A 25,463-nucleotide genomic window follows, 5' to 3' on the forward strand; every position below is an offset into this window, starting at 1 on the left:
GTAAGATCCCTCGAAGATGACGAGGTCGATAGGTCCGAGGTGGAAGCGTGGCGACACGTGGAGCTGACGGATACTAATCGATCGAGGGCTTGACCTATAAGCGGCTTCTTCCGACGGTTATCTAGTTTTGAAGGAATGAATTCTTCTCATGATGCGGAAGTAGTTCAGTGGTAGAACACCACCTTGCCAAGGTGGGGGTCGCGGGTTCGAGTCCCGTCTTCCGCTTTTCCATCATGCGCTCGTAGCTCAATTGGATAGAGCATCTGACTACGGATCAGAAGGTTAGGGGTTCGAATCCTCTCGAGCGCGTTTATTAACTAACTTCAAAAAAAGATATTGACAAAAAAAACAATTAGCGATTATATTTTTATTGCAGTCGTTTCTAAGACAAGTCCTAATGATATTGATCATGCGGGTGTAGTTTAATGGTAAAACCTCAGCTTCCCAAGCTGAAGTCGTGGGTTCGATTCCCATCACCCGCTTTCCTTTATTTTATCGTGAATATCGTATGGATATTGTTCCAGCAGCTCAGCAGGATAGAGCAACGAGCAAAGTCATCTTTGAAATGGCTACGAGTTGTCCCGACGCACCAAGCTTCCTTGAGTAGGCTTGTAGAGGAAGGGACAGCGGAATAATGAGAGTGTCATCATGATTGCTATGTCCCAGTAGCTCAGTAGGATAGAGCAGCGGCCTTCTAAGCCGTCGGTCGGGAGTTCGAGTCTCTCCTGGGACGCCATTTCCATACAAAAAGAACGCGCAAAAGGCGCTGGAACGAAGTTCTCCGATCGCCAGGAAAGAAGATTGATTCCATGTGCGAGAGGGGAATTTTTTATTTGGTTATAAGAGCCGACAGTGGGAATATTGGAGTGTTCTGTCGATGATGTCCCAGTAGCTCAGCAGGATAGAGCAACGAGCAATAGCTTCTTTGAAACAACTGCGAGTTGCCCCGACGCATCGGGCTTCTTCGAATCGGCTTGTAGAGGAAGGGGCAGCGGCCCTAAGCCGTCGGTCGGGAGTTCGAGTCTCTCCTGGGACGCCATTTACATACGGAAGGAACGCACGAAGTAGCGTGAAAAAAAGTCTCCTATTGCGAGCGCCGGATCAGAGGGCGCTGTGATAGGAGACTTTCGTTTTTTGATTAAACATATACGGCGAAATCGCACGGAAATCAATCTCCTATCGCGGTTTAGCTGAATTGTGATGGGAGATTTTTTTCTTCCGTACGCAATAGAACCTCTATTTGTCTGGGCCGGGCTTGCCGACCTTTCTCTCTTTTGGCATCGCACGCTTACTGCGATCGCAGAAGCATTTTCTCGTTAATGGAACAGCTGTGTTTTGTCTTGCAAATGAAAACAAATTGAAACGTTCCTTTCGGCGAAAGTTTGTTAAAATGTATAGGATAGAAATAAAATCATAAAACGTGCCATACAATGAACATGCATGGCAAATATACGAGTCAGGTGATCGACATGGGGTTTGAACAGCAACTTGTTCATAAAACATTTTACGAGACGCTCGTCGAGGCGGGGGAACGCGACGTTGTCAGCGCGCTTGGCGATATTTTTTTCACGGCGCATCGGGATGGCGCTGATTTGTCGTCGATTCGCTTTGCCCAAGGGGAAGTGTATTTCCACCGCCGCGACTACGAAGCGGCGATCTTTAAATGGGAACAAGTCCATCACGACGATTTGCGCCCGTGGGCGCAAAAAAATATCGCCGACAGCTACTATGAGCTTGGACGGCTCGAGCTGGCCGAGGAGCTGTACCGTTCGATTGAGACGGAAAGCGAAACGTTGCATGCGGAAATCATTTTGCGCCTGTTTTCGCTCTACCGTGAGTTGGGGGAAAACGCGAAAGCGGATGATATGATTAAGCGCGGTGTGACGTTGTATCCGGATTATCCGAACATGACCGAATGGGCGCGCGCCTTTTTCGAGGAGCAAGGTGATTGGGAAAGCGCCGTCGAGCTTGCTTTAGGAGAGGCGGTGCGGACGTCGGCGCGCCGCTGGGCGGACATCTTGACCGGTTATGTGGAACAAGGACATGCGCGAACGATGGCGCCTGCGCGGTTTTCACGCTGCCTGGCGCTGTTGTACGAAACGGATCGGGTGAAGTTTGAACGGCTTGTGCAGGCGCTATGGAACGGTTATCGGGATGGTGACCTCTATTTTTCGTGGCTCGCGGAGTGGAATCGCCTCTATGATGAGTTGTCGATCGGCCGCGACTACGACTGGAAGCGAATTCCTGGCCTTTTAGGGGAAGCCTATGCAGGATTGATGAAAGGTCCGTACCGATTGAAAGAGTTGGTGGAAGTGGTGCCACCGCTTGTCAAAAGCTGGGTGAGTTTAGCCGACGGTCCGGAGACAGCGGTGGCCGCGGCTGCCTTGTTGGCGTGGAGTGAGAAATTTCCTGAGGCGTTTGAAGAAGAGACGGTCAACGACGCCGCTAAGCGGCTCGTCCATGCGAAACGGCAAGCTGGGGAAGCGGGTGTGTCGCTATTTGAAGAAATTGCCGATTGGGCGGAAGAGCAGCGGGCGGGCTCGCATTTCCGCTTCCGCTGGTTCGTGCGGCAGCTGTCTGATTCGCGGACGCATTTCGTTTTGGTCGCTGGGGCGTCGCGCCATGAGCGGTTGGCGTTTTTGCGGACGTTGGTCGGCGAGGCAGCGTTGGCGGCGCCATCTGCGCCGGTGCTTGCGTGGAGAAACGGCGGGGAGATGGAAGTCGCGAAAATCAGCGACGACCAGTTTACCGTTTTTTCGAGCATTGATGAATTTCAACAGGCGGCGGGAGGACGCGCCAACCGATTTCCTGATGATGTTGTCATTGAATGTGCGGCTCCGTTCTCACTCGTGCCGCAAGGGATTGTCTTGCTGGATATCGGGCCGCTCGGCGGGCGCGCTTCATTCGACCATGAAGCGTTCGTATCGTTTTCGCTCGCTGACAGCGTTCTTTTTCTTCTGAACGGCGAGGATCCGCTTTCCAGCGCTGATGAGCAGCTGTTGCTGCGGCTTCATGAGCGGGCGCCGCATGCGCCGATGTACGTGCTGCTTCCTCCGGGCGACGGGATGGTGGATGAAGAGGAGACGGCGCGAATGGTGGAGGAAGTGGAAGCGCACGTTCGTACGATCGTTCCGGAAGCCCGTGTCATCGTCTATTCCCCGCATGCGCCAAACCGCAAGCAGCAGCAAGCCCTCATCGGCTTGCTGGAGGAGATGCGCCGATGCGTGTCCCCTGTCCGCCGCGAGGAAGCAATTTTAACGACGATCCGCCAGTTCATCGCTCATTTGTTCCGGCAGCGAGCCGAGGCGGAAAGTCGACTGGCGGAGCTGGTCGTATGGAAAAAAGAAATGGCGGCCAAACTGAGCGGCGCCATTCATCAGCTTGGCGACCTGCAAGAGGAGAAAACGGCCAAAACGGCAAAGTCGTTCCACACCGTCTTGGCGGACATGCGGGGTGAGCTGTTGACGGCGATTCCCGATCTGTTGCGCAACATGGCGGATCTTGTGAGCGAAGACAGCGATTTTTCCCGCCTGCCTCTTGAGCTGAACGACAAAGCGAATGAACGGCTTCGCGCTTATCTCAACGAAGAGGTGTTGCCAAAGCTGCGAGTTGCTATGGAACAGTGGATTGCAGCGACGGAAGACGAATTCAACGAATGCCAGGTGTTTTTGCATGAAATGGGCGAAGGGTTTAACGCCATGTTCGGCCAGGAACGGCTCAAGCTCGAATGCGATTTTCGCCTTCTCGCCGATTGGCGGCGCGATACGGATCGGTTGATCAGCGGGGTGCAAATAGACAAGGTGAACGTTTTCTTGCGGAGAACGCCAAGCCAGCTGCTGTTGAAAGGGGCGGGCAAACTGCTCGGTGCCTTTGCGCAAAACAAGGCGATGCTGGCGCAAAAGTATAAGCAGTTGATCCAGACGCAAGATTACGCTGAGGTGGTGGAGGCGATCATCCAGCAGTTGTTGCTGCCGTTTGAATGGTTTGCCAAATCGCTTGAGCGTGATGTCACTCAATTTTTCCATGCGCCATTGACGGCGCTCGATGAAACGTTGAAACGGCTGGAGCTGGAGATCGCTGCCCAGGAAGGCGAGCTCAAACATATGCGCAAAAACCCTGAGGCGTACCGCGACCCGCTCGTGCTCTTTGGCATTCGTTTGCGGCAATGCGAGCAGCTGGCGCAGGCGGCATCTGCCGCTGTGCACTTGCTGCAGGACGAAAACAAACCAATCCGTTCGGTCTAATGGTTCCGTGCAAAACCGTGCTTGAACGGAATAAGGCTGCGCCAACGGTCGGGTCTGGCCGCTCGTTTGGCGCAGCCTTATTGTTTAGAGCTGGCGAAACCGATTACGCCAGTTCGAATGCCCAGTTGCCGCTGCGGAAAATCGGCTCTCGCTTCCCGTCTTTCGTCACGCCGTCAATGTTCAGATCAGCTGAGCCGATCATAAAGTCGACGTGGACGAGGCTGTCGTTGACGCCGCGACGGTCGAGTTCGTCTTTGGACAATGAAGCGCCGTTCTCGATATTGGTCGGATACGCCTTGCCGAGCGCCAAATGGCAAGCGGCGTTTTCGTCAAACAGCGTGTTGTAAAAAATGAGATTGGACAGCGACACCGGCGATTGGTGCGGCACGAGGGCGACTTCCCCGAGGCGGCGCGCCCCGTCATCGGTGTCAAGCAAGTGCTTAAGCGTCTCATATCCTTGTTCGGCGCTGAAGTCGACGACTTGACCGTCTTTGAACGTGAGCGTAAACCGATCGATCACGTTGCCGTTGTAATTGAGCGGCTTCGTGTTGCGCACCGTGCCGTTGACGCCGTCTTTATGCGGCATGGTAAATACTTCTTCGGTCGGGATGTTGGGATTGAAGCGCACGCCGCTTTGACTCGTCGCCGCGCCGCCGTGCCAGACGTGCCCGTCGACGAGCTCGACTGTGAGATTGGTGCCGGGCGCTTCATAAACGAGTTGTTTGTATTGCTTGTTGTTTAAGTAATCGACGATGCGGGCGAGCCGGTCGTTATGTTCGCGCCAGGCAGCGATCGGATCGTCATGATCGATGCGGGTGATGCGGAAAATCGCTTCCCATAATTTGTCGATGGCTTCTTCATCGCGCAGATCGCCAAATACTTTTTGCGCCCACGCCGGTGTGGGGACGGAAATGAGCGACCAGCAGTTCCGGTCGGCCATAATGGCGCTCCGATAGTTGGCGAGCGCTTGCGCCGCTGTTTTATTGGCGGTCGCGATCCGCTTTGGATCGACGTCTTTTAACAAGTCCGGATTCGGGGCGTAAATGGATAAAAAGGCAGCGCCTTGTTCGGCGAGTTCTTCCATCGCTCTTGCCCGCCACATCGGATATTCGGAAAACGCTTCCTCTGGGGCGTGGTGAAATTTAATGTATGTAAGCGCCTCGTCGTTCCACTCGACATACACATGCTTTGCCCCGGTTTCGTACGCCGTTTTGGCGATTTTGCGGACGAGCGGCGCCGCCTCGAGCGGGGCGTTGACGAACAGCGTCTGCCCGGGCTGAATGTTCACCCCGACTTTCACCGCCAGTTCGGCGTATTTGTCCAATTCCTTCTCCCAACGGTTCATCTTCCTCACTCCTTTTTTGGACTGACTCATCTCCACTTTATTATAATTCCCGCCGCCTCGCAACTTAGGGAGCTTTACATGTGGATGCTGTCCGGACGAGAGCGAAACGTTCCGATGTAGGACGCGCCTCATATTGGAATAATAGGATGGGTTGACACATATGTAAAGAGTAAAGAAGGTTCCATGGTGAAGACCACCAACTGTCGTTGTCACCGGCACTATCGTCGCAGCCTGATGATAGTGCCATTTTTATGAAAAGGGGGTGGGATGGCGGAGCAAAAAGAGAGGGACGGACTGACAGATCAGGTGTGCGCCTGTGCAAAACCATACCAAACAGGGAGGAACAGCGATGAATGGCATCATCTTGGCGGAACTCGTGCTGTATTGTCTTGTGATGGCGGCGCTTGGCTATTGGTATGGGAAAAAGGAGATGAGCCATTCCGACTTTTTGCTTGGTGGAAAAAAACTTCCCGGTTGGGCGCTCGCGTTTTCCGAGCGGGCGACAGGCGAATCGGCATGGCTGCTGCTTGGCTACACGGGTTTTGTGTTTGCAAGCGGCCTTTCTGCCATTTGGGTGGCCGTCGGCATTGTCATCGGCATTGTGTGCGCCTGGCTCTTTTTGGCGGACCGTTTCCGCCAAGAGGCAGAGCGACATGGAGCGCTGACCTTGCCCGGCTATTTAGCCAAGCGGTTCGGCGCCCACGGGCAAACGATTTTATGGCTTTCGACCGTCCTTATTTTTAGCTTTATGATGTTTTACTTCAGCGCGCAAATTGCGGGAGCGGGCAAGACGTTGTTTGCCGTGTTTCATATCGATCCGAAGCTTGGCATGGTCATCAGCGCGGTGATTGTCATCCTTTTGTCGTACACCGGCGGATTTGTCAGCGTCGTCTGGACGGATATGATTCAAAGTGTGCTCATGTTGGCCACGCTCGTCATTTTGCCCATTGTGGCGCTCGTGGAAATTTATAGCGGCGGGTTGTCGATCAGTGAAGCGCTCCATCACGCGAAACCAGGGCTCGACTCATGGACGGGGGGAGTGACCGGTGTTGCGCTTGGGCTATTGTTGTTTAACAATTTTGCCTGGTTTTTCGGCTATCTAGGCGGCCAGCCGCAGCTGAGCGTCCGCTTTATGGCTCTAAAAGACGCCCGTGAGGCGAAAACGGCGAAGACGGTCGCCATCGTTTGGACGCTGTTGGCGTATGGTGGCGCGTTTTTGATTGGTCTGGCGGCGATTGCGCTTTATCAAAATCAATCTTTCGCCGATGTTGAAACGGTGTTGCCGCACATGGCGCTCGACTTGCTGCCGCCGTGGCTCGCGGGAGTGCTTTTGTCGGGTATTTTGGCCGCCATCGTGACAACGGCCGATTCGCAGCTGCTCGTGATCACGAGCTCCATCAGCGAAGATATTGTCCGCCGCTCGCTGCGCCTTCGCCTGTCGGAAAAACAGCTTGTCGCGCTTTCCCGCGCGGTGGTGGTCATCGCCGGGCTGCTTGGCTTGGTGCTGGCGATGACATCTGAGTCGCTTGTGTATTTCATTGTCAGTTGGGCATGGGCAGGGATCGGCTGCACGTTGTCGCCGGCGATTTTGCTCTCTTTCTTCTGGAAGCGGTATTCCGGCGTCGGCGTCATCGCAACGATTGTGGCCGGTTTTGTCAGCACGGTCATTTGGATTTCTTCTCCGCTTGAGGCCATCGTTAGCTCGCGGTTTACGACATTTGCCATTGCGCTGGCGGCCGGGGTGCTGTTTAGCCTGTTGTTCCCTGACCGGCAACGGACGAAGTAGCCTGCCACGCGGCTGATACGGATGCCTCCCCCGCGCGTCAGGGGGAGGCATCGCCGTCATGGCTGTTCGCTGTCCAAAAACTGACGCACGATCTCGGCGCATGCCTCTCGGTCGTACCGGTGGTAGAACGTCGTTGCAAACCGAGCCGGATCGCCGAAGAAAAACCGCTCATACAGCGTTTGCCGCGTCCCGAAGGCGCTCATCGCCATATCCCAGGCGAAGCGGAACAGCCGCACCCGTTGTTCGGCGGGAAGCGTCGCCGCTTGCAAGTACCGATCCAAATCTGGACGGAGCGGGGAAGAAAAGTCCGCTTCCGTCGGCAGGCAGACAAGCCCGCTGGCGCCAAGCAGTTGAATGATGTCGGCAAAGCGTGGATACAGGCGCTGGTATAAAAAGGCAGCAACGTAAAGCGGGGCGGCGTCCGGCACCATTGTGCCGCGCCGGTCTGGTTTGGCATGGAGTTCCGAGGCAAGGAGCATTCCCCTGAGCGCCTCCAAAGCAGCGGCGATTTCTCCGATTTTTTCCTGCACATGCTGGTACCCGCCGATTTGGATCGCCTCGCTAAGCAGTTCCACCGCCCCAAGGAAAAACTCGGTTTTGACAATGCGCCGCGCCAACACTTGATGCAGCAGCATAATGGACAGGTGGGTTTCCTCATCCAGTTCTTTGGCAAGCCAGGCGTTTTTGTAGAAAAATACCCGGTCCCAGGGCACAAGCACTTCATCGAATACGACCATGGCATCGATTTCATCAAAGCGCGAGCCAAGAGGGGCGTCAAACGACGAAGTTCCTGCAGCCAACGGCGGCCGGCAAACGAACTTCAGCCCCGGCGTATTGCTCGGGATGGAAAAGGCGTACATGTATTCATCGCCAAGAAGCGTCCCGCCGGCCGGCAAAACGAGCAGTTCATCGGTCATGCCGCCTTGGGTGGCGAGCAGGCGGGCGCCTTTGATGAGGAGTCCGTCCGCTGTTTCACGGACGACTTTGGCGGCGATCGGCCCGCCGTCTTCTTCCATATAGCCGAGGGAGCGGTTCACTTGCGGATTGACGAACGTATGGGTAAAGGACAAGTCATTGGCGACCGCCCGCTCATATAGACGCTCGATATGCTCGGCATAGGACGGGTGCTGCTGTCCAAAAAAGTCAGCCGCAGAGGCAAGTGCCATCACCGCGGTATTCATGTAATCAGGAGAGCGCCCCATCATCCCGGCGGTCAGGCGTGCCCATTCCTGAAACGCCAAGCGCCGGTGTTCGAGATCTTCTTTTGTCATCGGCCGCAAAAACGATGCGCCGGCCAGTTCCCCCGTTGATGTGTGGAATGTCAGCACCGGCTGCTTCGTTGGGTCGTGCTGGGCATCGTATAGACGCGCCTGGCTTCGGATCGCGCCGGCGAAGGCCGGGTGCTCCGACAACTTTCCCACGACCCGCTCGCCGTTGATCCATACATTGGACCGAAGATGGTCAATGCGCTCGATATATTGGGTTCCGTTAATAATGGCCATAGTTTCCATCCCCTTTTTCCGTAAAAGCCGTTTATGACCATTGTATGCGCGCCTAGGAAAAAGGGGAGGGATTCATTCACGGACGAAACAGGCTACTTCCGTCCGGTTGCGCCCGTTTTGCTTGGCCCGATAAAGCGCCTGATTGGCAAGGGAAAGAAGGGACTCCGCGCCTTCATTTGGCTGTGGGACGGCGACGGCGGCTCCGACGCTGACCGTAACAACACAAGCAGCAGGGGAGGAATCGTGCGGAATGGCGAGCCGTTCGACGTTTGCCCGCACCGCCTCAGCGGCAGCCGCTGCTTCGGACGGCGAAGTGTGCGGCAAAATGACGGCAAATTCCTCACCCCCATAGCGCGCTGCCGTCCCGCCGTATTGCTTGGCTGTTTGTTCAAGCGACAAGGCAACTTTGCGCAAACAGTCGTCCCCGCATTGATGGCCGTACGTGTCGTTGAACCGTTTGAACGCATCGATGTCGACCATCATGACGGCAAACGGCGCTTTCTGCCGCTTTGTGCGTTCCCACTCGCTGGCGAGGCGCTCATCGAATGAACGGCGGTTGGCGATGCCGGTCAATCCGTTTTCCTATGGATAAAGACCTAATGCTTAATATTGTGAATGGATCTCGTAGTCATAATTCCACCATAACTTTTTGAATATATTGTGAAATGGTGAGCAAATATGCTCCGCCAGACGAAAAAAACGATTAAGATAAAAGTGTAAAGAACATTTTCTAAAACGAAAGGGGAGAAATACGATGGTTGTCAAATGGTTGCGCGAGCACGTCACAGCGTCGTGGTTGATGATGGTGTTCCGGTTGTATTTAGGGTATGAGTGGGTAATGGCGGGATGGGGGAAAATCACGCAAGGGTTTGACGCCACCGGATTTTTAAAAGGAGCGTTGGCGAAAGCCGCTGGGGAACATCCGGCCGTGCAAAGCTGGTGGGCGGCGTTTATCGAACACGTGGCGTTGCCGAATGTCGGATTGTTCAACGTTCTTGTGCCATGGGGTGAATTTCTCGTCGGGATCGCGCTCATTCTCGGATTGTTTACGACGTTTGCCGCCCTCATGGGAGCTGTTATGAACTTCGCCTTCATGTTCTCAGGCACGACGAGCACGAACCCGCAAATGGTGCTTCTTACCGTCTTTCTCCTCGTCGCCGGGGCCAATGCGGGACGATACGGCTTGGATCATTGGGTGCTGCCATATCTCCGCCACTGGTGGAGGGATAAAACGCATCGTCCACACCGACCGGCCGCAGCGCATCAATGACCGTCACCAAGCCGCATGCGCTGCTTCAGGCTTCCTCCTTTTCCGAACGGCCGCTCCTTCTCCAACGTGGAAGGGGGTGGTCGTTTGCCGCGTCGGATAAAATGATTGGCTGTTCGAGAAAGGAATTTGGCGAATGACGGCGAAATGATATGCATATGGATGAAGCAGGAGACATGAACAAGTATTTGAAAGCGTTTTCTGCAAGGTAACATACTAACCGTTCAGTATTTTTTATAAGGGATGGTGAAACGAATGAATGAAACACGCCCATACTGGCCGAGCGGGCTGCCGAAGGAACTCCGCTATGAGCTCGGCGAACAGCCGCTCTATGGCTATTTGCGCCATCGCGGCGAACGCGAGGAAAACGAGCCGGCGTACATTTTCTATAACAAGGTGATCACGTGGGGAACCTTGCTCGATCACGTTCACCGTTTTGCCCGCTATTTGCGGGAAAAAGGGGTGGGGAAAGGAAGCTATGTCGCTTTGTACATGCAAAACTGCCCGCAATACATCATCGCTCACTTTGCCGTTCAGCAGCTCGGCGGCATTGTCGTCCCGCTCAACCCGATGTACCGCGAATCCGAGCTCGCCTATTTTTTCGCTGAAGTGCCGCTTGCCGGCATCATCGCCGGAGAGGAAGGAGTGCCGCGCGTTCGACAAGCGGAACAACAAACAGCGCCGTTGTCGTTTACCGTATCGTGCCATTACGGCGAGTACCCTGATCCATCTGGAGAGATCCCACTTTGCGAGGAGGTGCTGCAACCGAAGCAGGCGTGTGAAGGCGTGGATGAGTTCGCCGCCATCATCGCCGCTTATTTGCCGTTTGATGAAGCCGCCCCTATTGACTTATGGAACGATGTCGGGCTGATCATTTTTACCTCAGGGACGACCGGACGGCCGAAAGGAGCGATGCTGACATACGGCAACGCGCTGTTTAAGACGGCTGCATCCGCGCAGGCGAACCGGCTGACGGAAAAAGCGGAAGTGCTGATGGCCCATTCGCCGCTTTGCCATATTGCCGGGATGGTGATGGGGTTGAATACCCCGGTGTATACCGGCCACCCGTGCGTGCTGTTCACCCGCTTTGACCCGTTGGCGACGATCAAGGCCATCGAAACGTACAAGGTGACCGCCTGGTACAGCATCGCGCCGATGAACGCTGCTATATTGCAAGTGCTGCCTACGACTTCGGCTGATGTGTCAAGTTTAAAGCGCAATTTGGCCACCAGCTTCGGTCTGCCGGTGACGAAAGACCTTGCCGAGCGGTGGGCGGAAGCGACCGGCGGCTGCCTGTTGTACGAAGCCGCCTACGGGTTGAGCGAGACGCATACGTGCGACACGTTTATGCCGGATGACCGTGTGAAATTTGGATCGTGCGGCATCCCGACATATGAGACGGACATTCGCATCATCGACCCGGAAACGAAACGGGAGCTTGGGCCTGGGCAGTCGGGGGAAATTGTCGTCAAAAATCCAGGTGTCTTTAAAGGCTACTTCCGGCGCGATGACGCGACGAACGAGACGCTGAAAGACGGGTGGGTGTACACGGGCGATATCGGGTATGTTGATGAAGACGGCTATTTGTATTTCCAAGGGCGGTTGAAAGAAATGATCAAAGTGTCCGGCTACAGCGTCTTTCCGGAAGACGTCGAGGCGCTGTTGAACGAACATCCGGCCGTCAAGCAATGTGCGGTCATCGGCGTGCCTGACCCGATGAAAGGGGAAGTGCCGAAAGCGTTTGTCGTGCTTCATGATTCGCACAAAGGAAAGGTGGCGCCGTCTGAGTTGATCGAATGGGCGAAAGCGCATATGGCGGCGTTCAAATATCCGCGCTATATCGAGTTCATCGATGAACTGCCGGCGACGCCGTCAGGCAAAGTATTGCGAAAGCTGCTTCCGAGGGAATAACATCGCGGCGGGGTTTTGGCGCGGGCCGCCCCGCCTTTTTCTGGAAAAGGGGGATCACGATGGAGAATTTGCGGCAATTAACAGACGAACTGATGGCGAAAAAGGCGCGCGCTGCGCTGGGCGGCGGCGAGGAGAAAATCGCCAAGCAGCACGAGAAAGGGCTGCTGACGGCTAGAGAGCGGATCGACCTGCTTGTCGATGCCGAAACGTTTATCGAGTTCGGACAGCTGAACACATCCGACCAGCCCGGCTTGGAAGAAACGACGTACGGAGACGGGCTTGTCGCCGGCATCGGCAAAGTGAATGGCCGCTCGGCGGTCATCATCGCCGGGGATAAAACGGTGCTCGCGGGAACGGAGGGGAGCGTTCATTTGCGCAAGTCGCGGCAAATGCATGCGTTGGCTGTCAGAAACGGCTTGCCGATGTTTTTTCTCCATGAAGGCGGCGGGTTGCGCATGCCGGATGGGATGGGCTCGGACGGGATCAGCGACAAATTGTTTCCTCGCGAGCTGCTCACCCACCACCGGCAAGTGCCGACGATGGCGGCAATTTTGGGGGACAGCTACGGCGGGCCGACATGGACGGCGGTCAGCTGCGACTTTGTCACGCAGCTGAAGGGGACGTGCATGGCGATCGCTGGACCGCGCATGCTTGAGTTGGCCAACGGGCAGCGCGTCGCGCCGGAAGAGCTCGGCGGCGTCGACATCCACCATCAATACACCGGACAGATTGACGCCGATGGCGAGACAGAGGAGGAATGCATCGGGCAGCTGAAACGATTTTTTTCATACATGCCGCAAAACGCGAACGAGCGGCCGCCGCTGCGGAAGACGGACGATGATCCATACCGGATGGTGGAGGAAGTGTTTTCGATTTTGCCGGACAGACGAAGCCGCGTCTATGATATGCGGCGAATCATCGCCTGTCTTGTCGATGACGGCGATTATTTTGAGTATCAGAAATCATTCGGCAAAGCGCTGATCGCCGCTTTGGCGCATTTAAACGGCCATGTCGTCGGCATCATCGCCAATCAGCCCAACCAATACGCAGGAGCGCCCGGACCGCAGGAATGCCAAAAGGCGACGGAATTCATTTGCCTGTGCGACTCGTACCATATTCCGCTCATCTTTTTGCACGATACGCCTGGCTTCCGCATCAGCGTCGAGGCGGAAAAAGCGAAAATGGCAACGAAAATTATGGTGTGGAATCAGGCGCTTGCTCTATCAACCGTCCCGAAAATTTCGGTTGTCATCCGCAAAAGCATCGGGGCGGCGTACGGCAATATGTGCGGGCCGGGGATGGGAGCGGATGTTGTTGTCGCTTGGCCGAGCGCGGAAATCAATTTCACCGGTCCGGAAGTCGGCGTCAACGTCGTATACGGCCGCGAACTTGAACGCGCCGACCACCCGCACGAGCGGCGTCAGGAGCTGCTCAAGCAGTGGTCGTTTGACAGCTCGCCGTATGGAGCGGCGCGCAAACATTTGATCGATGACGTCATCCATCCAGCAAAGACGCGGAAATTCCTTTGCCAGACACTTGAATATTTGCTGACATCGAAGCGCGAAAAAAGCGAGCGGCTGCTCGCCGCTTGGCCGACGGGGGTTTAATGGAAGTTAATGGGGAATCCCCCTCCGCCAGTGGCGGAGGGGGTGGCGCTGGGCTGTTTCTCTTTCATCGAGGGGCAGCGGTCGGATGCCGCATGTGAGAGGTGAAAAGTCGAAAAATACATTGACAATCCAATGGAAATGGAATATTCTTTAATTAGAAAGATGTCTAAATATCGAATGTTTTTGTCCGTATTTAGATAATTTCCTAAATGTCTAACTATAGACCGGCATGAAAAATCGTTTGCATGTGCCGCGTACGAAGCTGTGATAAACGAAAGATGCCCCTCAGCGGTTCATCCAACGAAAACTCGTTTGCAGGGTGGGATCGCCATTGTCATTCAACGAAGCGTTTAAAGCGATCGCCGACCCGACGCGCCGGAAAATTTTATCCTTGTTGCGGAACGGGGAGTTGACAGCAGGGGAGATCGCTTCGCATTTTGATATGCAAAAACCGAGCGTCTCGCATCACTTGAAAATTCTCAAACAGGCTGATTTGGTGCAAGACCGGCGTGAGGGACAGCATATCTACTACTCTCTGAACACGACGGTGTTTCAAGATTTGCTGCGCTGGTTTTACGATTTTGTCGAAAGGGGAGAGAAACATGTGGAAGAGTAATCGGCTTGCGATCATGCTTACAGTTTTCGCCTATGTCATCAGTCTGGCTGCCATTCCTTATTTGCCGGATCAAGTGGCCATTCACTGGAACGCAGCGGGTGAAGCCGACGGCTTCAGCAACAAATGGTTGGGTGCCTTCCTTCCCCCCTTATTGATGACACTTCTCATCATGTTGATGGGAGTGTTGCCGAAGTTTGACCCGAAAAAAGAAAGTTACGGCCGTTTTCAAAAAAGCTATCGCATTGTCAACGCGGCGCTCGCCTTCTTTTTCTTGCTCCTGCATATCGCAACATTGGCGTACAATCTCGGAGTTCCGGTCGATGTTGGACGGCTTGTGCCGATTGGTGTCGGAGTGCTGTTCATCGTGTTGGGAAACTACATGCCGAAAATCAAACCGAATTATTTTATCGGCATCCGCACGCCGTGGACGTTGGAAAGCGAGGCCGTTTGGAACAAAACGCACCGCCTTGGCGGCAAGGTGTTTATCGCGATGGGGATTTTGTCGATGCTCACCGCGTTTTGGCGCGGAGAGATGAGGGCTGTTTTGTTTCTCGTCATCATCGTTGTCGGCAATTTGTATCTCATCGTTCAATCGTTTCTTTATGAGCAGCAAGAACAGCGCAACCGTTCATAAATAAGCGGCAGGGGGGAGAGGGACGTGGGAATGATCGGTGCGGCGGTGCAGCTTGCCATTTCACTGCTTGTTCCTGTTGGTCTCGCATGGTACGGGAGAAAAAAAGGATGGCTTTCATGGAAAGCGCTCGGCGTCGGGGCTGTTGTGTTTCTCGTTTTCTCACAAGTATTGGAAAAAGCGCTGCACATCGCTGTGCTCGAACCGGGCCGGCCAGCGTTAAAAGGAACAGACAGCGTTTGGCTCTTTGTCCTGTACGCCGCGCTCGCCGCTGGCGTGTTTGAAGAACTTGGCCGCTATGTCGGGTTCCGTTGGCTGCTAAAGCAACATCGCGGATATGGCGATGGTTTATCATTCGGGCTTGGGCACGGCGGGACGGAAGCGGTATTGCTCGGGGTGGTTGGCGCAGTCAACGTCATCGTGCTTGCGAGCCTGATTCAATCCGGATCATTCGACAAAACGATCGCCCCATCGCTTCCGGCAGGACAGGCGGAGCTGATCAAGGAGCAAGTGTTGCACACGCCGTTTGCGATGTACGTGTTGGGCGGCTTGGAACGGCTGTTTGCGCTTACAGTGCACGTGGCGCTGTCGCTCCTCGTTTTGCTTGGCGTGCGCCAGCGGCAGTTCCGTTATGTCCTGTACGCGATTTTGCTTCACGCGGCGATGGACGTCTTGCCTGCGCTTTATCAAGCGAAAGTGGTCAAAAACATTTGGGTGGTCGAGGGAGTGCTGCTCATTTGGGCGGTTGCTGCAGTTTCGTTCATCCGCCGGATCAAACCGGCATTCGGACAGGGGGGAGAGGAACGATGATTCGTGTAAAACGGCTTGACCATGTGCAAATTTGCATTCCGTTTGGCGCCGAAGACGAAGCGCGCGCCTTTTACACCGGTGTGCTTGGTTTTCAAGAAATCGAAAAGCCGGAATCGCTGAAAGGAAACGGTGGACTTTGGTACAAAGTCGGCGATATCGAGCTCCATATCGGAGCAGAAAACCGCGACGGCTACAACAGCAAAAGCCACCCAGCCTTTGAAGTGGAAGATGTGGAAGCGGCGCGCCGTTATTTGGAAGAGCACGGCGTCGCGACGCAAGACGAAAAACCGATCCCAGGGGTGAAGCGGTTTTCGTTTCGCGATCCGTTCCGCAACCGGATCGAGCTGTTGGAAAAAATAAGGTAAAATAGTGTTTGAGGCGAGAATGCTCTCTTTCCCCTTCGCTATCGTAAACCCGTCTCATTCGGGGCATGCTAGGGATGAAGGAGGGGAGGGCGATGAAACGGAAACCGGACAACCAACGCGCCGGGCATCCGGCCCGCGCCGCCGACACACGGACGGCAGGCCGGACAGCGATGAAGGAACAAACGGTGCAAGAGGCCTACAAGCAGCGGGAAGAGCTGACGGCCGATTAAATCAAAAAGCGGGAGAAAGGACGCGTCCTTTCTCTCGCTTTTTTCGTTACGAATGCTCCTCTAAGCTTGCGACCGGCACGCTTTGCTTTTGATTTGGGTTGTCAAGCGGGTGGATCGTTGCTACGCCTTTTTGCTGGTCGACATGCTCAATGTAAATGCGCTGGCCGTTGTACGTGACGTTTGCCATCACCGGCGACGACGCGATTTCTTGCGCCCGACGGACATCCATTTCCAACACCTCCTTTTTGCTGATAACACGTATAGTATGACATGTCTGCGATTGAACTATGCATGCGGTCGAGGGTGGAAAAGAATAATTTCCAAAACAATGTGCTAAATAATCAATTAACAAAACCGATCATCTTTTCCTAGCCGAGTTGCGGGTTTTAATGTAAACTATTTTTTATAAACAGTTTACATACAAGGGGGATAGGGATGAAAACCGAACTGACCGTCAAACTGCACGAATGGGAACAAAAAGCGCAAAAACGCCAGCTGCGCCGGGCAGAGGCTTCAGGCGCTACGGTCATCCTGAACGGAAAGCCGATGTTGAATTTAGCGTCCAATAATTATTTAGGGTTGGCGGATGATAGGCGGCTCATCGAAGCGGGCTGCGAGGCGATGAGGGCATATGGGGCCGGAGCGGGCGCGTCGCGGCTCGTCGTCGGCAATCATCCGCTCTATGAGCGGGCGGAAGCCGCGTTGAAACAGTGGAAAAAAGCAGAGGCGGCTCTTATTTTCAACAGCGGCTACACGGCCAACATCGGCGTGTTGACAGCTTTAATTGGCCGAGATGATCTTGTCTTTAGCGATAAGTTGAACCATGCGAGTTTAATTGATGGCATCCGCTTGAGCAAAGCCGCCTGTTTCCGCTATCGACATAATGACATCGATCAGTTGGAATCATTGTTGAAGCAATCTCCGCCCGCGAAGCGGAAATGGATCGTCACCGATGCCGTCTTCAGCATGGACGGCGATATGGCGCCACTCGAGGAGCTGGTTGAGTTGAAGCGGCGTTACCGTGCCGTTTTGCTCGTTGACGAAGCGCACAGCGGCGGCGTGTTCGGACCGAACGGTGAAGGGCTGCTTCACCATTTCGGGCTTGAGAAGGAAGAGGATGTGATCGCCATCGGCACCTTCAGCAAAGCGCTTGGCAGCTTCGGCGCGTATGTAACGGGAGAGCCGTGGCTGGTCGACTATTTGATCAACAGCGCCCGCAGCTTGATTTTTACAACCGCCTTGCCGCCATCGGTCCTTGCCGCCAATGAGGCTGCCATTCATATTGTCCAAGCTGAGCCAAAGCGGCGCGAGCGGCTGCACGCCCTAAGCGAAAGATTCCGCACCAAGCTGAAGCGGCTTGGGTTTGACACAGGCGGCAGCGAGACGCCGATCGTTCCCGTGATCGTCGGTCCGAACGACCGGGCCGTGGCCATGAGCGAGCAGCTGCAAGAAGCTGGCATCGCGGCCGTCGCCATCCGGCCGCCGACCGTCCCTGAGGGGACAGCGCGCATTCGCTTTTCCATCACCGCCGCGATGACGGAAGAAGACATTGATATGGCCGTTGACTGCATCGCTTTGGCGGGGAAGCGGATTGGACTGATTTCGTAGGAGGAAACAGCATCATAATGATGGAACTGATGGAACGCGGGGGAAGAAAAACAAAAAACCAGCCGAACGTTTTTTCGGCTGGTTTCCTTCGATCGGGATGACAGGATTTGAACCTGCGACCCCACGCACCCCATGCGTGTGCTCTACCAAGCTGAGCTACATCCCGAAATGGATGGTGAGACATTTCCGATTATACAAGAAAAGCAGGACAAAATCAATGGCGAATTTTGCGTTGAGTTGGAAAAGGATGCCGTTGAAAGACTAGCGGCATCCTTGTTGCTGACAAGTCTGTTTTTTTCTGTTTTCATGCTCCTTTGAACGTATCTTCCTCTGTCTGTCCGCCCCTGCTTTTGCGACAGAGAATTCGCCATTGATTATACGACAAAGCATGCAAGATGTCCCGCTAAAGAACTCGTGATTGGAAACGAGTTGTTCAGCAGAGACTCTTTTTAAGTTGAGGAACTTTGCAAAATCGACTCGACTTCCGCCACAAAAACCGCCGATAGGCCGAAAAGAATGGTTTTCCCCGTCTTCTACACGCCTTGGAAAACGAGCGCGGTGTCAATCGTTCCGATCACAGAATCGAACGTTTCTCCGCAGGCGATGATCGTCTCGGCGTATCGATCATGTTCGAGTGTGCACTGACGGATCGTTTTGTTGTATGGGTCAACGATCCAGTATTCTTCCACTCCGTAGGCGCAGTACAAATCTTTTTTCAGCGTCACATCGATTTTGTAGGTTGACGGGCTGACAACTTCGATGACAATGAGCGGCCGCCCCTTATAGCCGCCGATGATTTTTTCAGGCCGTTCGCAATAGACAGCGACATCCGGCTGGATAAACTCGTTCATCACTTTTCCGTTCTTTTCGAGTTTCACGGACAAGTTTGAAATCGGTTGACATGGGCTTTTTCCTTTGATCATGGAAACAAGATTGTCGCAAACGATTTGATGTTCCCATGACGGGGACGGGGACATGTTGATGGCTTCTTGCATGCTCCTCACCTCTTTTTCATTTCTTTTTCATTATACTTGAAACCGGTCTCCCTTGCCTACAACGGGTTGTTGAGAAAAAGAAAACGCTAGGTTGCCAGGCGGTATTCAAGTATACTAAAAAGAAAAGAGGAAAGGAGGCCGTTTTCATGCCAGCGCCGGAAAAAGGGCAGCCGTTTACTTATGCGCAATATATGATGCTTGACGAAGATGTACGCTATGAGGTCATTGACGGCCAAGTCTTCAACATGTCTCCCGCTCCAACGCCGAAACATCAGGCTGTGCAGCGTGAATTGCTGGTGGAATTTGCGGCCTATTTGCGTGGAAAAACATGCACCGTATTTGGCGCTCCGATCGATGTTTGTTTGGCGGATCGGGATGATCCGGAACAAATTCGCGAATGGATTGAGCCAGATCTTGTCGTTGTCTGCGACAAAAGCAAAATTCGCGAAAAACGAATTGTTGGCGTGCCGGATCTCGTTGTGGAGATTATTTCAAAATCGACGGTGCGCAAGGATAAAATCGTCAAATTTCACCGTTACGAGCGGGCAGGGGTGAAAGAATATTGGATTGTCGATCCGATGAATGAGACGATTGATGTCTATGTGCTGGAAGAAGGGAGATTCCGCCATCAAGGAATGTACGTCCGCGATGATACGATTCCTGTTCGCATGTTTCCCGGATTTGCGATCGAATTAAAAAACGTGTTTCCTGAAGAAGAATAAGAAAAACAGTTGCAGCAGGCCTATATAGATGCAATTTAAAGCTTTAACATTTTTCGTTTTTACCGGTCATTTCATCCGAATGTCGAGTGACCGAACAACACCCGCTTCCAGACCCATGAATGGGTCTGGAAGCGAGTCGTTGTTCGGTCTTCCGTCACGCCTTAGCGTGACGGAGGCAAGCCTATGGCTTGCCTTCGACAGTCAAAAATGGATGAGCCACTTTTCCGCCAAGGATATGTTAAACGATTTCGTTGCATCTATATAGGCTGCAGACTTGAGGGGAGTGGGGCGGTTTTTTGCCGGCGGTCCGCTGAGGGCAAAGCGTCCCCTGTCTGAAACTGTCGCTGTTTGAATCGTTTGGGCATAGAAAAGGAAAAAACAGGCGATACTAACGATCGGTGATGCCTGTGTACAGTCAAGAACAATTGGTCCGCTTTGTCGAAGAAGCGAAACAGTACGCCCGCTACGGAAAAGTGGCTGACTACATCCCCGCCTTAGGCAAGGCGAACCCGAATGAGCTGTCGATCGCCATTTACACGCCGGATGACGAGGTGGTAAGCGCCGGGGATGTGACGGTGAAAGTGACGCTGCAAAGCATTTCCAAAATTATTGCGCTCGCCCTTGTGCTCATCGACCGGGGCGAGGATGAGGTGTTCCATAAAGTCGGCATGGAGCCGACGGATTATCCGTTTCATTCCATTGCCAAATTAGAGGAAAAGCCTGCCAAGCCGCTGAATCCGATGATTAACGCCGGCGCGCTTGTCGTCACGTCGATGATTCAAGGCGGCTCGGTGTCCGAACGGCTGGAACGGCTGTTAGCGTTCGTCCGCCGTCTCGCTGGCAACGAACGCATTTCGTACTCCGACGAAGTGGCCCGCTCCGAATTTGAAACAGCGTTTTTAAATCGTTCGCTTTGCTATTTTCTCAAGCAGCACGGGATGATTGACGAAGATGTCGAAGAGCTGATGGATTTGTACACGAAACAGTGCGCCATCGAAATGACGTGCATCGACCTGGCGCGCATCGGCTTGGTGTTCGCGCTTGACGGCCGCGATCCGCATTCGAGTGAGCCGCTCATGCCGTTGGATGTCGCCCGCATTTGCAAAACGTTCATGGTCACGTGCGGCATGTACAATGCGTCGGGTGAATTTGCCATCAAGGTCGGCATTCCGGCAAAAAGCGGCGTCTCCGGCGGCATTCTCGCCGCCGTGCCCGGGCGGTGCGGCATCGGCATTTTCGGCCCGGCGCTTGACGACAAAGGGAACAGCTTGACCGGGGTGAAACTGCTCGAGCGGCTGTCAAAAACGTATTCATTAAGCATTTTCTAAGGAGGAAATCACGATGAAAACATTTACGGTCCAGTTTCACCGCGAAGACGACGTCGAAGCGATGAACGTCGGCAAGTTGAGCCAAGAGGATTTTGACAAGGCGACCGAAGGCGGGACGCGGCATCTGTTTGACCTTGACACGAACATCGGCTATTTCGTCTTTTTTGACGCCGAGGACAACGAAGGCAAGGTATCTTACTTAATGCTTCAGTACGAGGAGGACAACGAAGATCCGAGCGCGTGCTACAGCTTTGAGCTGAAAGACTTTTATGAGTTTATGGCGCTCTACTTAAACGACCTCGAATTCGCGGAAGAAGAAGAAATGACGGAAGACGGCGAAGAGGAATACGGCCCGATTCACCATTTAGCCCATTTGCTTTATCATATCGTCGAGGAAGGGAAGACGGTGGAGGTGTGAGGCATATCCCAAGCCAAACGGCTTGGGGTTCTTTGTTTATAAGACAAAAAAAGAATTTAGGGGCTTGACGAACGATTTTACGGCGATGTAAGATGGTTTTGTAATCGATTACATAACGGAGTTTGTGAAAGGAAGACGACAAAGCGGATAAGGGGCGCGATGATGATAGACAAGTTGTCTTCATTGAAAGGAGAAACGGATAGACAGTGTCCCCTTTTCGGCTTTGGCCAGAAAAGAACAGAATAGGCGAAAACGAGGATGGTTCGTCCATTTTTATGTAATCGATTACAAACAATCGATGCATAGACAAGCAGTGGGGGATGCCAAGTCAAAAGTCAATCGATGTCATGTCCAGGAGGTGATTGGGGCAGTCGAAGCAACCACTATACGCGATGCCATGCGGTGTTTGACAAATCCAAAATTAAAAGGGGAAGAATGACGATGAAAAAGACGTTAAAAACATCAGCTGTTTTGTTAGCGCTTACGATGGGGCTCGCGGCATGCTCCGGCGGCCAAAGCGAGAGCCAGACGGGTCAAGACAGCAAAAACGAAGAAGGGAAAACGAGCCAGTCTGAAAAAGTGAAAATTGTCTATGCCCGCGGCCAAGATTCCACGAAAGCCACCGAAAAAATCATTGAAGCGTTCGAGAAAACGCACCCGAACATCGATGTGGAATTTCGCGAAATGCCGGCTGACACTGGAAAGCAGCATGATGCGTATGTCACGATGTTAAATGCGCAGTCGTCGGAAATCGATGTCATGGATCTTGACGTCATTTGGCCGGCTGAGTTTGCTCAAGCGGGTTATACGCTGCCGCTCGACCGCTTTATTGAGAAAGACGGCATTGACCTCAGTAAATACAACCAAGGGGCGCTCGCAGCCGGCAACTTCAATGGCAAGCAATGGGCGATGCCGAAATTCATTGATGCCGGCATGCTGTTCTATCGCACCGACCTGGTGCCAAAGGACAAAGTGCCGAAAACATGGGATGAACTCTTAAAAGAGGCCAAAGAACTGAAAGGAAAAGGCGGCACGAAATTCGGCTATTTGATGCAGGCCAAACAATATGAAGGATTGGTGTGCAACGCGGTTGAATTTATCGCCTCTTATGGCGGGCAAATCGTCGATCAAAACGGGAATGTCATGATCAACAGCCCGGAAACGATCAAAGGGCTGAAGAAAATGGTGGAAATCGTCAAGTCCGATGTTGTGCCGAGCAACATCACCACCTTCACTGAACCAGAATCGCATACCGCGTTCATTGAAGGACAATCGCCGTTTATCCGCAACTGGCCTTATCAATACGCGCTAGCGAACGACAAAGAACAATCGAAAATCGTCGGCAAAGTCGGCGTGGCTCCGCTTCCGGCCGGAGACAAAGGTTCGGCTGCCGCGCTGGGCGGCTGGATGACCGCGATCAACAAATATTCGAAACATCCGAAAGAAGCATGGGAATTTGTCAAATTTATGACGGGGCCGGAGGGGCAAAAAATTTCCGCGATTTATGGCGGCTTAGCGCCGACGCTTCCGGAATTGTTTAAAGATCCAGATGTCTTAAAAGCCAATCCGTTCTTTGCGGAAGAAGGATTTGTCAATGCGTTGAACGCCGCTGTGCCTCGCCCGGTCGTCCCGAACTATCCGGAAATTTCCGAAATCATCCAAATCAACGTATCGAAAGCGCTGGCCGGGGAGCTGACGGTCGAACAAGCCGTGGCCAATATGGAAAAAGAAATGAAAGTAGCCTTGAATAAGTAAGGCGAATGACTGGGTCGGCGCTTGTGGCCGATCTGAATCCGGCCAACGCCGGCCAATCCCCCATCAGCCAAACACGTTGTTTGACCACTTTCGGTTCATTAGCCTTCAGGCCGTCATCTGCCCGGTGCTGAAGGCTAATATCCTTTTCCAAGCAGAAGGGAGAGAACAGCGATGAGGAATGAAAAGCGAATGGAGCGCCTATTAGGCTATTCGCTTGTCGCACCGGCCATGCTGCTCATTTTAGCGATTGCCATTTGGCCTGTCATTCAGTCTTTTTATTACAGCTTGTTCGACTATCGGCTCAACGACCCGACCAAATCGTCGATTCACTGGAGTTACAGCCTCGATCTGGAAGGATATCTGCAAAACTATCCATTCCTCAAAAGCGCTCTTAAGCAGGAGATAGCGGCGGCGGATGGACAAACGAAACAAACGTTGGCGCAAATCGAACAAAAGCTCGCGAAACTGGATGCGGCGATCCGTTCGAATGATCAAGTGGCAAGGCAATATGACAAAGTGAACGAAGTGCTCGACAATTTCGAGACGCCAAGCGATGAGCTGAAGATCGCCGAGCTGGACAAACAGACGGCCGAGCGGCTGACCGACACGGTTCATGATGTCGTCCGAGCGCTTAAGGAGATGAAAAAAGCGGGCGAACTGCAGCAGGCGGATAAAGTCGTCGGCTTGGCCGAAGGGCTCGAAGGGGTTGTGATCGAGCCGAACTTTGTCGGCCTCAAGCATTATAAGGACAGCTTCAGCGACATGCGCTTATGGAAAGCGTTATGGAATACGACGTTCTTTACGGTGGTGTCGGTCGCCATTGAGCTGGTGTTAGGGCTCGGAATTGCGTTGCTCATCAATAAGGCCTTTTTTGGACGAGGGTTGGTGCGGGCGACGATTTTGATTCCGTGGGCGATTCCGACTGCCGTATCGGCGCTGATGTGGAAATTTTTATATGATGGACAAAACGGCATTGTCGCCCATTATTTTGAAACAATCGGTTTGGTCGACCGGATGGGAGATTTGTTGACGACGGAAGCGGGGGCGATGTTTGCGGTCATTTTTGCCGATGTATGGAAGACAACCCCTTATATGGCGCTTTTGCTGCTGGCCGGGCTGCAAACGATCCCGAGTTCGTTGTATGAGGCCGCCTCGATCGACGGGGCCACCAAATGGCAGCAATTCACAAAAATCACGCTGCCGCTGTTAAAATCAAGCATTTTAGTCGCGTTGTTGTTCCGCACGCTCGATGCGTTCCGCGTGTTCGACTTGATTTATGTCTTAACCGGCGGAGGGCCGGCGAACTCGACGGAAACGATTTCCATTTTAGCGTATAAAGTCATGTTCTCGCAGACGAATTTCGGTGCGGGATCGGCGCTCGCTGTCATCGTGTTTCTCTGCGTGGCGGTGATTTCCATGATCTATATTCGCTGGCTTGGGAAAGATTTGTTGTCTGATGGCTCCAGCGTCAAACGATAACGAAGGGGTGAGACGATGCAAAAAAAAGCCGGTCCGTTCTTTTACGTGTTTTTGGCCCTGTTTGTGTTCTTTGTGATGTTTCCGTTTTTATGGGTTTTGCTCAGTTCCATTAAGCCGCTTAGCGAATTGTTTGGCGACAAAGCGTTCGATTGGTTTACGAGCCATCCGACCTTAAAATCCTATGTGTCGGTCTTTGTCAATTACCCGTTTTTGCGCTATTTATGGAACAGCACGGTCGTGGCGACCATTACGACGGTGTATACGGTCTTTGTCGCCGCGTTTGCGGCTTATGCGATTGCGCGCCTTGAATTTAAAGGCAAGACGGTCATTCTCGGCTTGGTGTTGGCTGTATCCATGTTTCCGCAAATTGCCACCATTTCTCCGATTTACATGTTTGTGAAAAAATTCGGGTTGACGAACAGCTACTTGGGATTGATCATTCCGTATACGACGTTTGCCTTGCCGTTGTCGATTTGGCTGTTGGTCACCTTTTTCCGCAAGATTCCGTTTGATTTGGAAGAAGCGGCGAAAATGGACGGGGCGACGCCGATGCAGACGTATTTTAAAATCATTTTGCCGCTCGCTGTGCCAGGGGTGTTTACGACGTCCATTCTCGTCTTCATTGCCGCATGGAACGAATTTTTATTTGCCTTGACGATCAATACGGCGGAAAAATACAAAACCGTTCCGGTCGGCATTGCCATGTTCCAAGGCCAGTATACGATCCCGTGGGGCGAAATTTCCGCGGCCACCGTGATTGTGACGATCCCGCTCGTCATCATGGTGCTGTTGTTCCAGCGCCGCATCGTCTCTGGGCTCACGTCCGGCTCGGTAAAAGAATAAG

Annotated in this window: 22 protein-coding genes, 5 tRNA genes and 1 rRNA gene; 22 read left to right on the forward strand and 6 right to left on the reverse strand. The window is 53.4% G+C overall.

Annotated features, from left to right (window positions below):
• The 6 genes from JCR24_RS15190 to JCR24_RS15215 form a co-directional block, all read left to right on the forward strand.
• A 23S ribosomal RNA gene (locus JCR24_RS15190) occupies positions 1 to 97 on the forward strand; the annotation flags it as partial.
• A gap of 56 nt (positions 98 to 153) precedes the next feature.
• Positions 154 to 225 (forward strand) — tRNA-Gly (locus tag JCR24_RS15195).
• Between the two features lie 10 nt (positions 226 to 235).
• Positions 236 to 309: transfer RNA gene (locus JCR24_RS15200), tRNA-Arg, on the forward strand.
• Positions 310 to 411: 102 nt separating this feature from the next.
• Positions 412 to 482: transfer RNA gene (locus JCR24_RS15205), tRNA-Gly, on the forward strand.
• A gap of 177 nt (positions 483 to 659) precedes the next feature.
• Positions 660 to 736 (forward strand) — tRNA-Arg (locus JCR24_RS15210).
• 694 nt (positions 737 to 1,430) lie between these two features.
• Positions 1,431 to 4,244: a tetratricopeptide repeat protein gene (locus JCR24_RS15215; RefSeq protein WP_238980903.1), complete on the forward strand. Its 2,814-nt coding sequence runs from the start codon at positions 1,431 to 1,433 to the stop codon at positions 4,242 to 4,244.
• A gap of 103 nt (positions 4,245 to 4,347) precedes the next feature.
• Here the strand turns inward: JCR24_RS15215 and JCR24_RS15220 are convergent, their stop codons facing one another.
• On the reverse strand, positions 4,348 to 5,589 hold the full coding sequence (locus tag JCR24_RS15220) for an aminopeptidase (protein ID WP_069304369.1): 1,242 nt from the start codon (positions 5,587 to 5,589) through the stop codon (positions 4,348 to 4,350).
• Between the two features lie 349 nt (positions 5,590 to 5,938).
• Here JCR24_RS15220 and JCR24_RS15225 point away from each other — a divergent pair, with 349 nt between their 5' ends.
• Positions 5,939 to 7,375 (forward strand): sodium/proline symporter, encoded by a 1,437-nt coding sequence (locus JCR24_RS15225; protein ID WP_238980904.1) that lies wholly within the window; start codon positions 5,939 to 5,941, stop codon positions 7,373 to 7,375.
• 56 nt (positions 7,376 to 7,431) lie between these two features.
• Here the strand turns inward: JCR24_RS15225 and hpaB are convergent, their stop codons facing one another.
• Both hpaB and JCR24_RS15235 read right to left on the reverse strand, forming a co-directional pair.
• On the reverse strand, positions 7,432 to 8,877 hold the full coding sequence (gene hpaB / locus JCR24_RS15230) for a 4-hydroxyphenylacetate 3-monooxygenase, oxygenase component (protein WP_238980905.1): 1,446 nt from the start codon (positions 8,875 to 8,877) through the stop codon (positions 7,432 to 7,434).
• 72 nt (positions 8,878 to 8,949) lie between these two features.
• Positions 8,950 to 9,450: a diguanylate cyclase gene (locus JCR24_RS15235; protein ID WP_238980906.1), complete on the reverse strand. Its 501-nt coding sequence runs from the start codon at positions 9,448 to 9,450 to the stop codon at positions 8,950 to 8,952.
• 181 nt (positions 9,451 to 9,631) lie between these two features.
• On the opposite strand from JCR24_RS15235, the gene JCR24_RS15240 reads away from it, so the two are divergent.
• The 8 genes from JCR24_RS15240 to JCR24_RS15275 all read left to right on the forward strand — a co-directional run bounded on the left by JCR24_RS15240 (position 9,632) and on the right by JCR24_RS15275 (position 16,314).
• Entirely contained in the window at positions 9,632 to 10,147 is a 516-nt protein-coding gene (locus tag JCR24_RS15240) for a DoxX family protein (protein WP_060788197.1), read from the forward strand.
• Between the two features lie 252 nt (positions 10,148 to 10,399).
• Positions 10,400 to 12,055, forward strand: a complete 1,656-nt coding sequence (locus JCR24_RS15245; protein ID WP_238980907.1) for a class I adenylate-forming enzyme family protein — start codon at positions 10,400 to 10,402, stop codon at positions 12,053 to 12,055.
• Between the two features lie 59 nt (positions 12,056 to 12,114).
• Positions 12,115 to 13,662, forward strand: coding sequence for an acyl-CoA carboxylase subunit beta (locus JCR24_RS15250; protein WP_069304367.1), 1,548 nt, complete (start codon positions 12,115 to 12,117; stop codon positions 13,660 to 13,662).
• Positions 13,663 to 13,993: 331 nt separating this feature from the next.
• A complete protein-coding gene (locus JCR24_RS15255) occupies positions 13,994 to 14,278 on the forward strand; it encodes an autorepressor SdpR family transcription factor (RefSeq protein ID WP_015375228.1) in 285 nt (94 codons plus the stop codon).
• Positions 14,265 to 14,912 (forward strand): SdpI family protein, encoded by a 648-nt coding sequence (locus tag JCR24_RS15260; RefSeq protein WP_015375227.1) that lies wholly within the window; start codon positions 14,265 to 14,267, stop codon positions 14,910 to 14,912. Before JCR24_RS15255 ends, JCR24_RS15260 begins: the two co-directional genes overlap by 14 nt.
• Before the next feature lie 24 nt (positions 14,913 to 14,936).
• Positions 14,937 to 15,719 (forward strand): YhfC family intramembrane metalloprotease, encoded by a 783-nt coding sequence (locus JCR24_RS15265; RefSeq protein ID WP_238980908.1) that lies wholly within the window; start codon positions 14,937 to 14,939, stop codon positions 15,717 to 15,719.
• Positions 15,716 to 16,084 (forward strand): VOC family protein, encoded by a 369-nt coding sequence (locus JCR24_RS15270; protein ID WP_096225016.1) that lies wholly within the window; start codon positions 15,716 to 15,718, stop codon positions 16,082 to 16,084. Before JCR24_RS15265 ends, JCR24_RS15270 begins: the two co-directional genes overlap by 4 nt.
• A 92-nt stretch (positions 16,085 to 16,176) precedes the next feature.
• Positions 16,177 to 16,314, forward strand: coding sequence for a hypothetical protein (locus tag JCR24_RS15275; protein ID WP_013524074.1), 138 nt, complete (start codon positions 16,177 to 16,179; stop codon positions 16,312 to 16,314).
• 46 nt (positions 16,315 to 16,360) lie between these two features.
• Here the strand turns inward: JCR24_RS15275 and JCR24_RS15280 are convergent, their stop codons facing one another.
• Positions 16,361 to 16,543, reverse strand: a complete 183-nt coding sequence (locus tag JCR24_RS15280) for a small acid-soluble spore protein H (RefSeq protein ID WP_011231614.1) — start codon at positions 16,541 to 16,543, stop codon at positions 16,361 to 16,363.
• A gap of 206 nt (positions 16,544 to 16,749) precedes the next feature.
• On the opposite strand from JCR24_RS15280, the gene bioF reads away from it, so the two are divergent.
• Positions 16,750 to 17,922: an 8-amino-7-oxononanoate synthase gene (bioF, locus tag JCR24_RS15285; protein ID WP_238980909.1), complete on the forward strand. Its 1,173-nt coding sequence runs from the start codon at positions 16,750 to 16,752 to the stop codon at positions 17,920 to 17,922.
• A gap of 92 nt (positions 17,923 to 18,014) precedes the next feature.
• Here bioF and JCR24_RS15290 read toward each other — a convergent pair.
• Both JCR24_RS15290 and JCR24_RS15295 read right to left on the reverse strand, forming a co-directional pair.
• Positions 18,015 to 18,088, reverse strand: a tRNA-Pro gene (locus JCR24_RS15290).
• 367 nt (positions 18,089 to 18,455) lie between these two features.
• The gene (locus JCR24_RS15295) at positions 18,456 to 18,917 is read right to left on the reverse strand and encodes a Uma2 family endonuclease (protein ID WP_015731726.1); all 462 of its coding nucleotides are present in this window, start codon (positions 18,915 to 18,917) and stop codon (positions 18,456 to 18,458) included.
• A 146-nt stretch (positions 18,918 to 19,063) separates the two neighbouring features.
• Between JCR24_RS15295 and JCR24_RS15300 the strand changes: the two genes are divergently transcribed.
• The 6 genes from JCR24_RS15300 (at position 19,064) to JCR24_RS15325 (ending at position 25,462) form a co-directional block, all read left to right on the forward strand.
• Positions 19,064 to 19,639: a Uma2 family endonuclease gene (locus JCR24_RS15300; protein ID WP_069304364.1), complete on the forward strand. Its 576-nt coding sequence runs from the start codon at positions 19,064 to 19,066 to the stop codon at positions 19,637 to 19,639.
• Between the two features lie 401 nt (positions 19,640 to 20,040).
• Positions 20,041 to 20,967 carry a glutaminase A gene (glsA, locus tag JCR24_RS15305; RefSeq protein WP_238980927.1) on the forward strand — a complete coding sequence of 309 codons (927 nt, stop codon included), beginning with the start codon at positions 20,041 to 20,043 and terminating at the stop codon, positions 20,965 to 20,967.
• A 13-nt stretch (positions 20,968 to 20,980) separates the two neighbouring features.
• Entirely contained in the window at positions 20,981 to 21,385 is a 405-nt protein-coding gene (locus tag JCR24_RS15310) for a cytosolic protein (protein WP_238980910.1), read from the forward strand.
• 441 nt (positions 21,386 to 21,826) lie between these two features.
• Positions 21,827 to 23,140 (forward strand): ABC transporter substrate-binding protein, encoded by a 1,314-nt coding sequence (locus tag JCR24_RS15315; protein WP_197501134.1) that lies wholly within the window; start codon positions 21,827 to 21,829, stop codon positions 23,138 to 23,140.
• A gap of 171 nt (positions 23,141 to 23,311) precedes the next feature.
• Positions 23,312 to 24,619 carry a carbohydrate ABC transporter permease gene (locus JCR24_RS15320; protein ID WP_238980911.1) on the forward strand — a complete coding sequence of 436 codons (1,308 nt, stop codon included), beginning with the start codon at positions 23,312 to 23,314 and terminating at the stop codon, positions 24,617 to 24,619.
• A 15-nt stretch (positions 24,620 to 24,634) separates the two neighbouring features.
• Complete coding sequence (locus tag JCR24_RS15325; RefSeq protein WP_011231606.1) at positions 24,635 to 25,462, forward strand: carbohydrate ABC transporter permease; 828 nt, start codon at positions 24,635 to 24,637, stop codon at positions 25,460 to 25,462.
• Position 25,463: the final 1 nt, after the last annotated feature.

It is taken from the genome of Geobacillus sp. YHL (assembly GCF_022341265.1).
Taxonomy (GTDB): domain Bacteria; phylum Bacillota; class Bacilli; order Bacillales; family Anoxybacillaceae; genus Geobacillus; species Geobacillus thermoleovorans.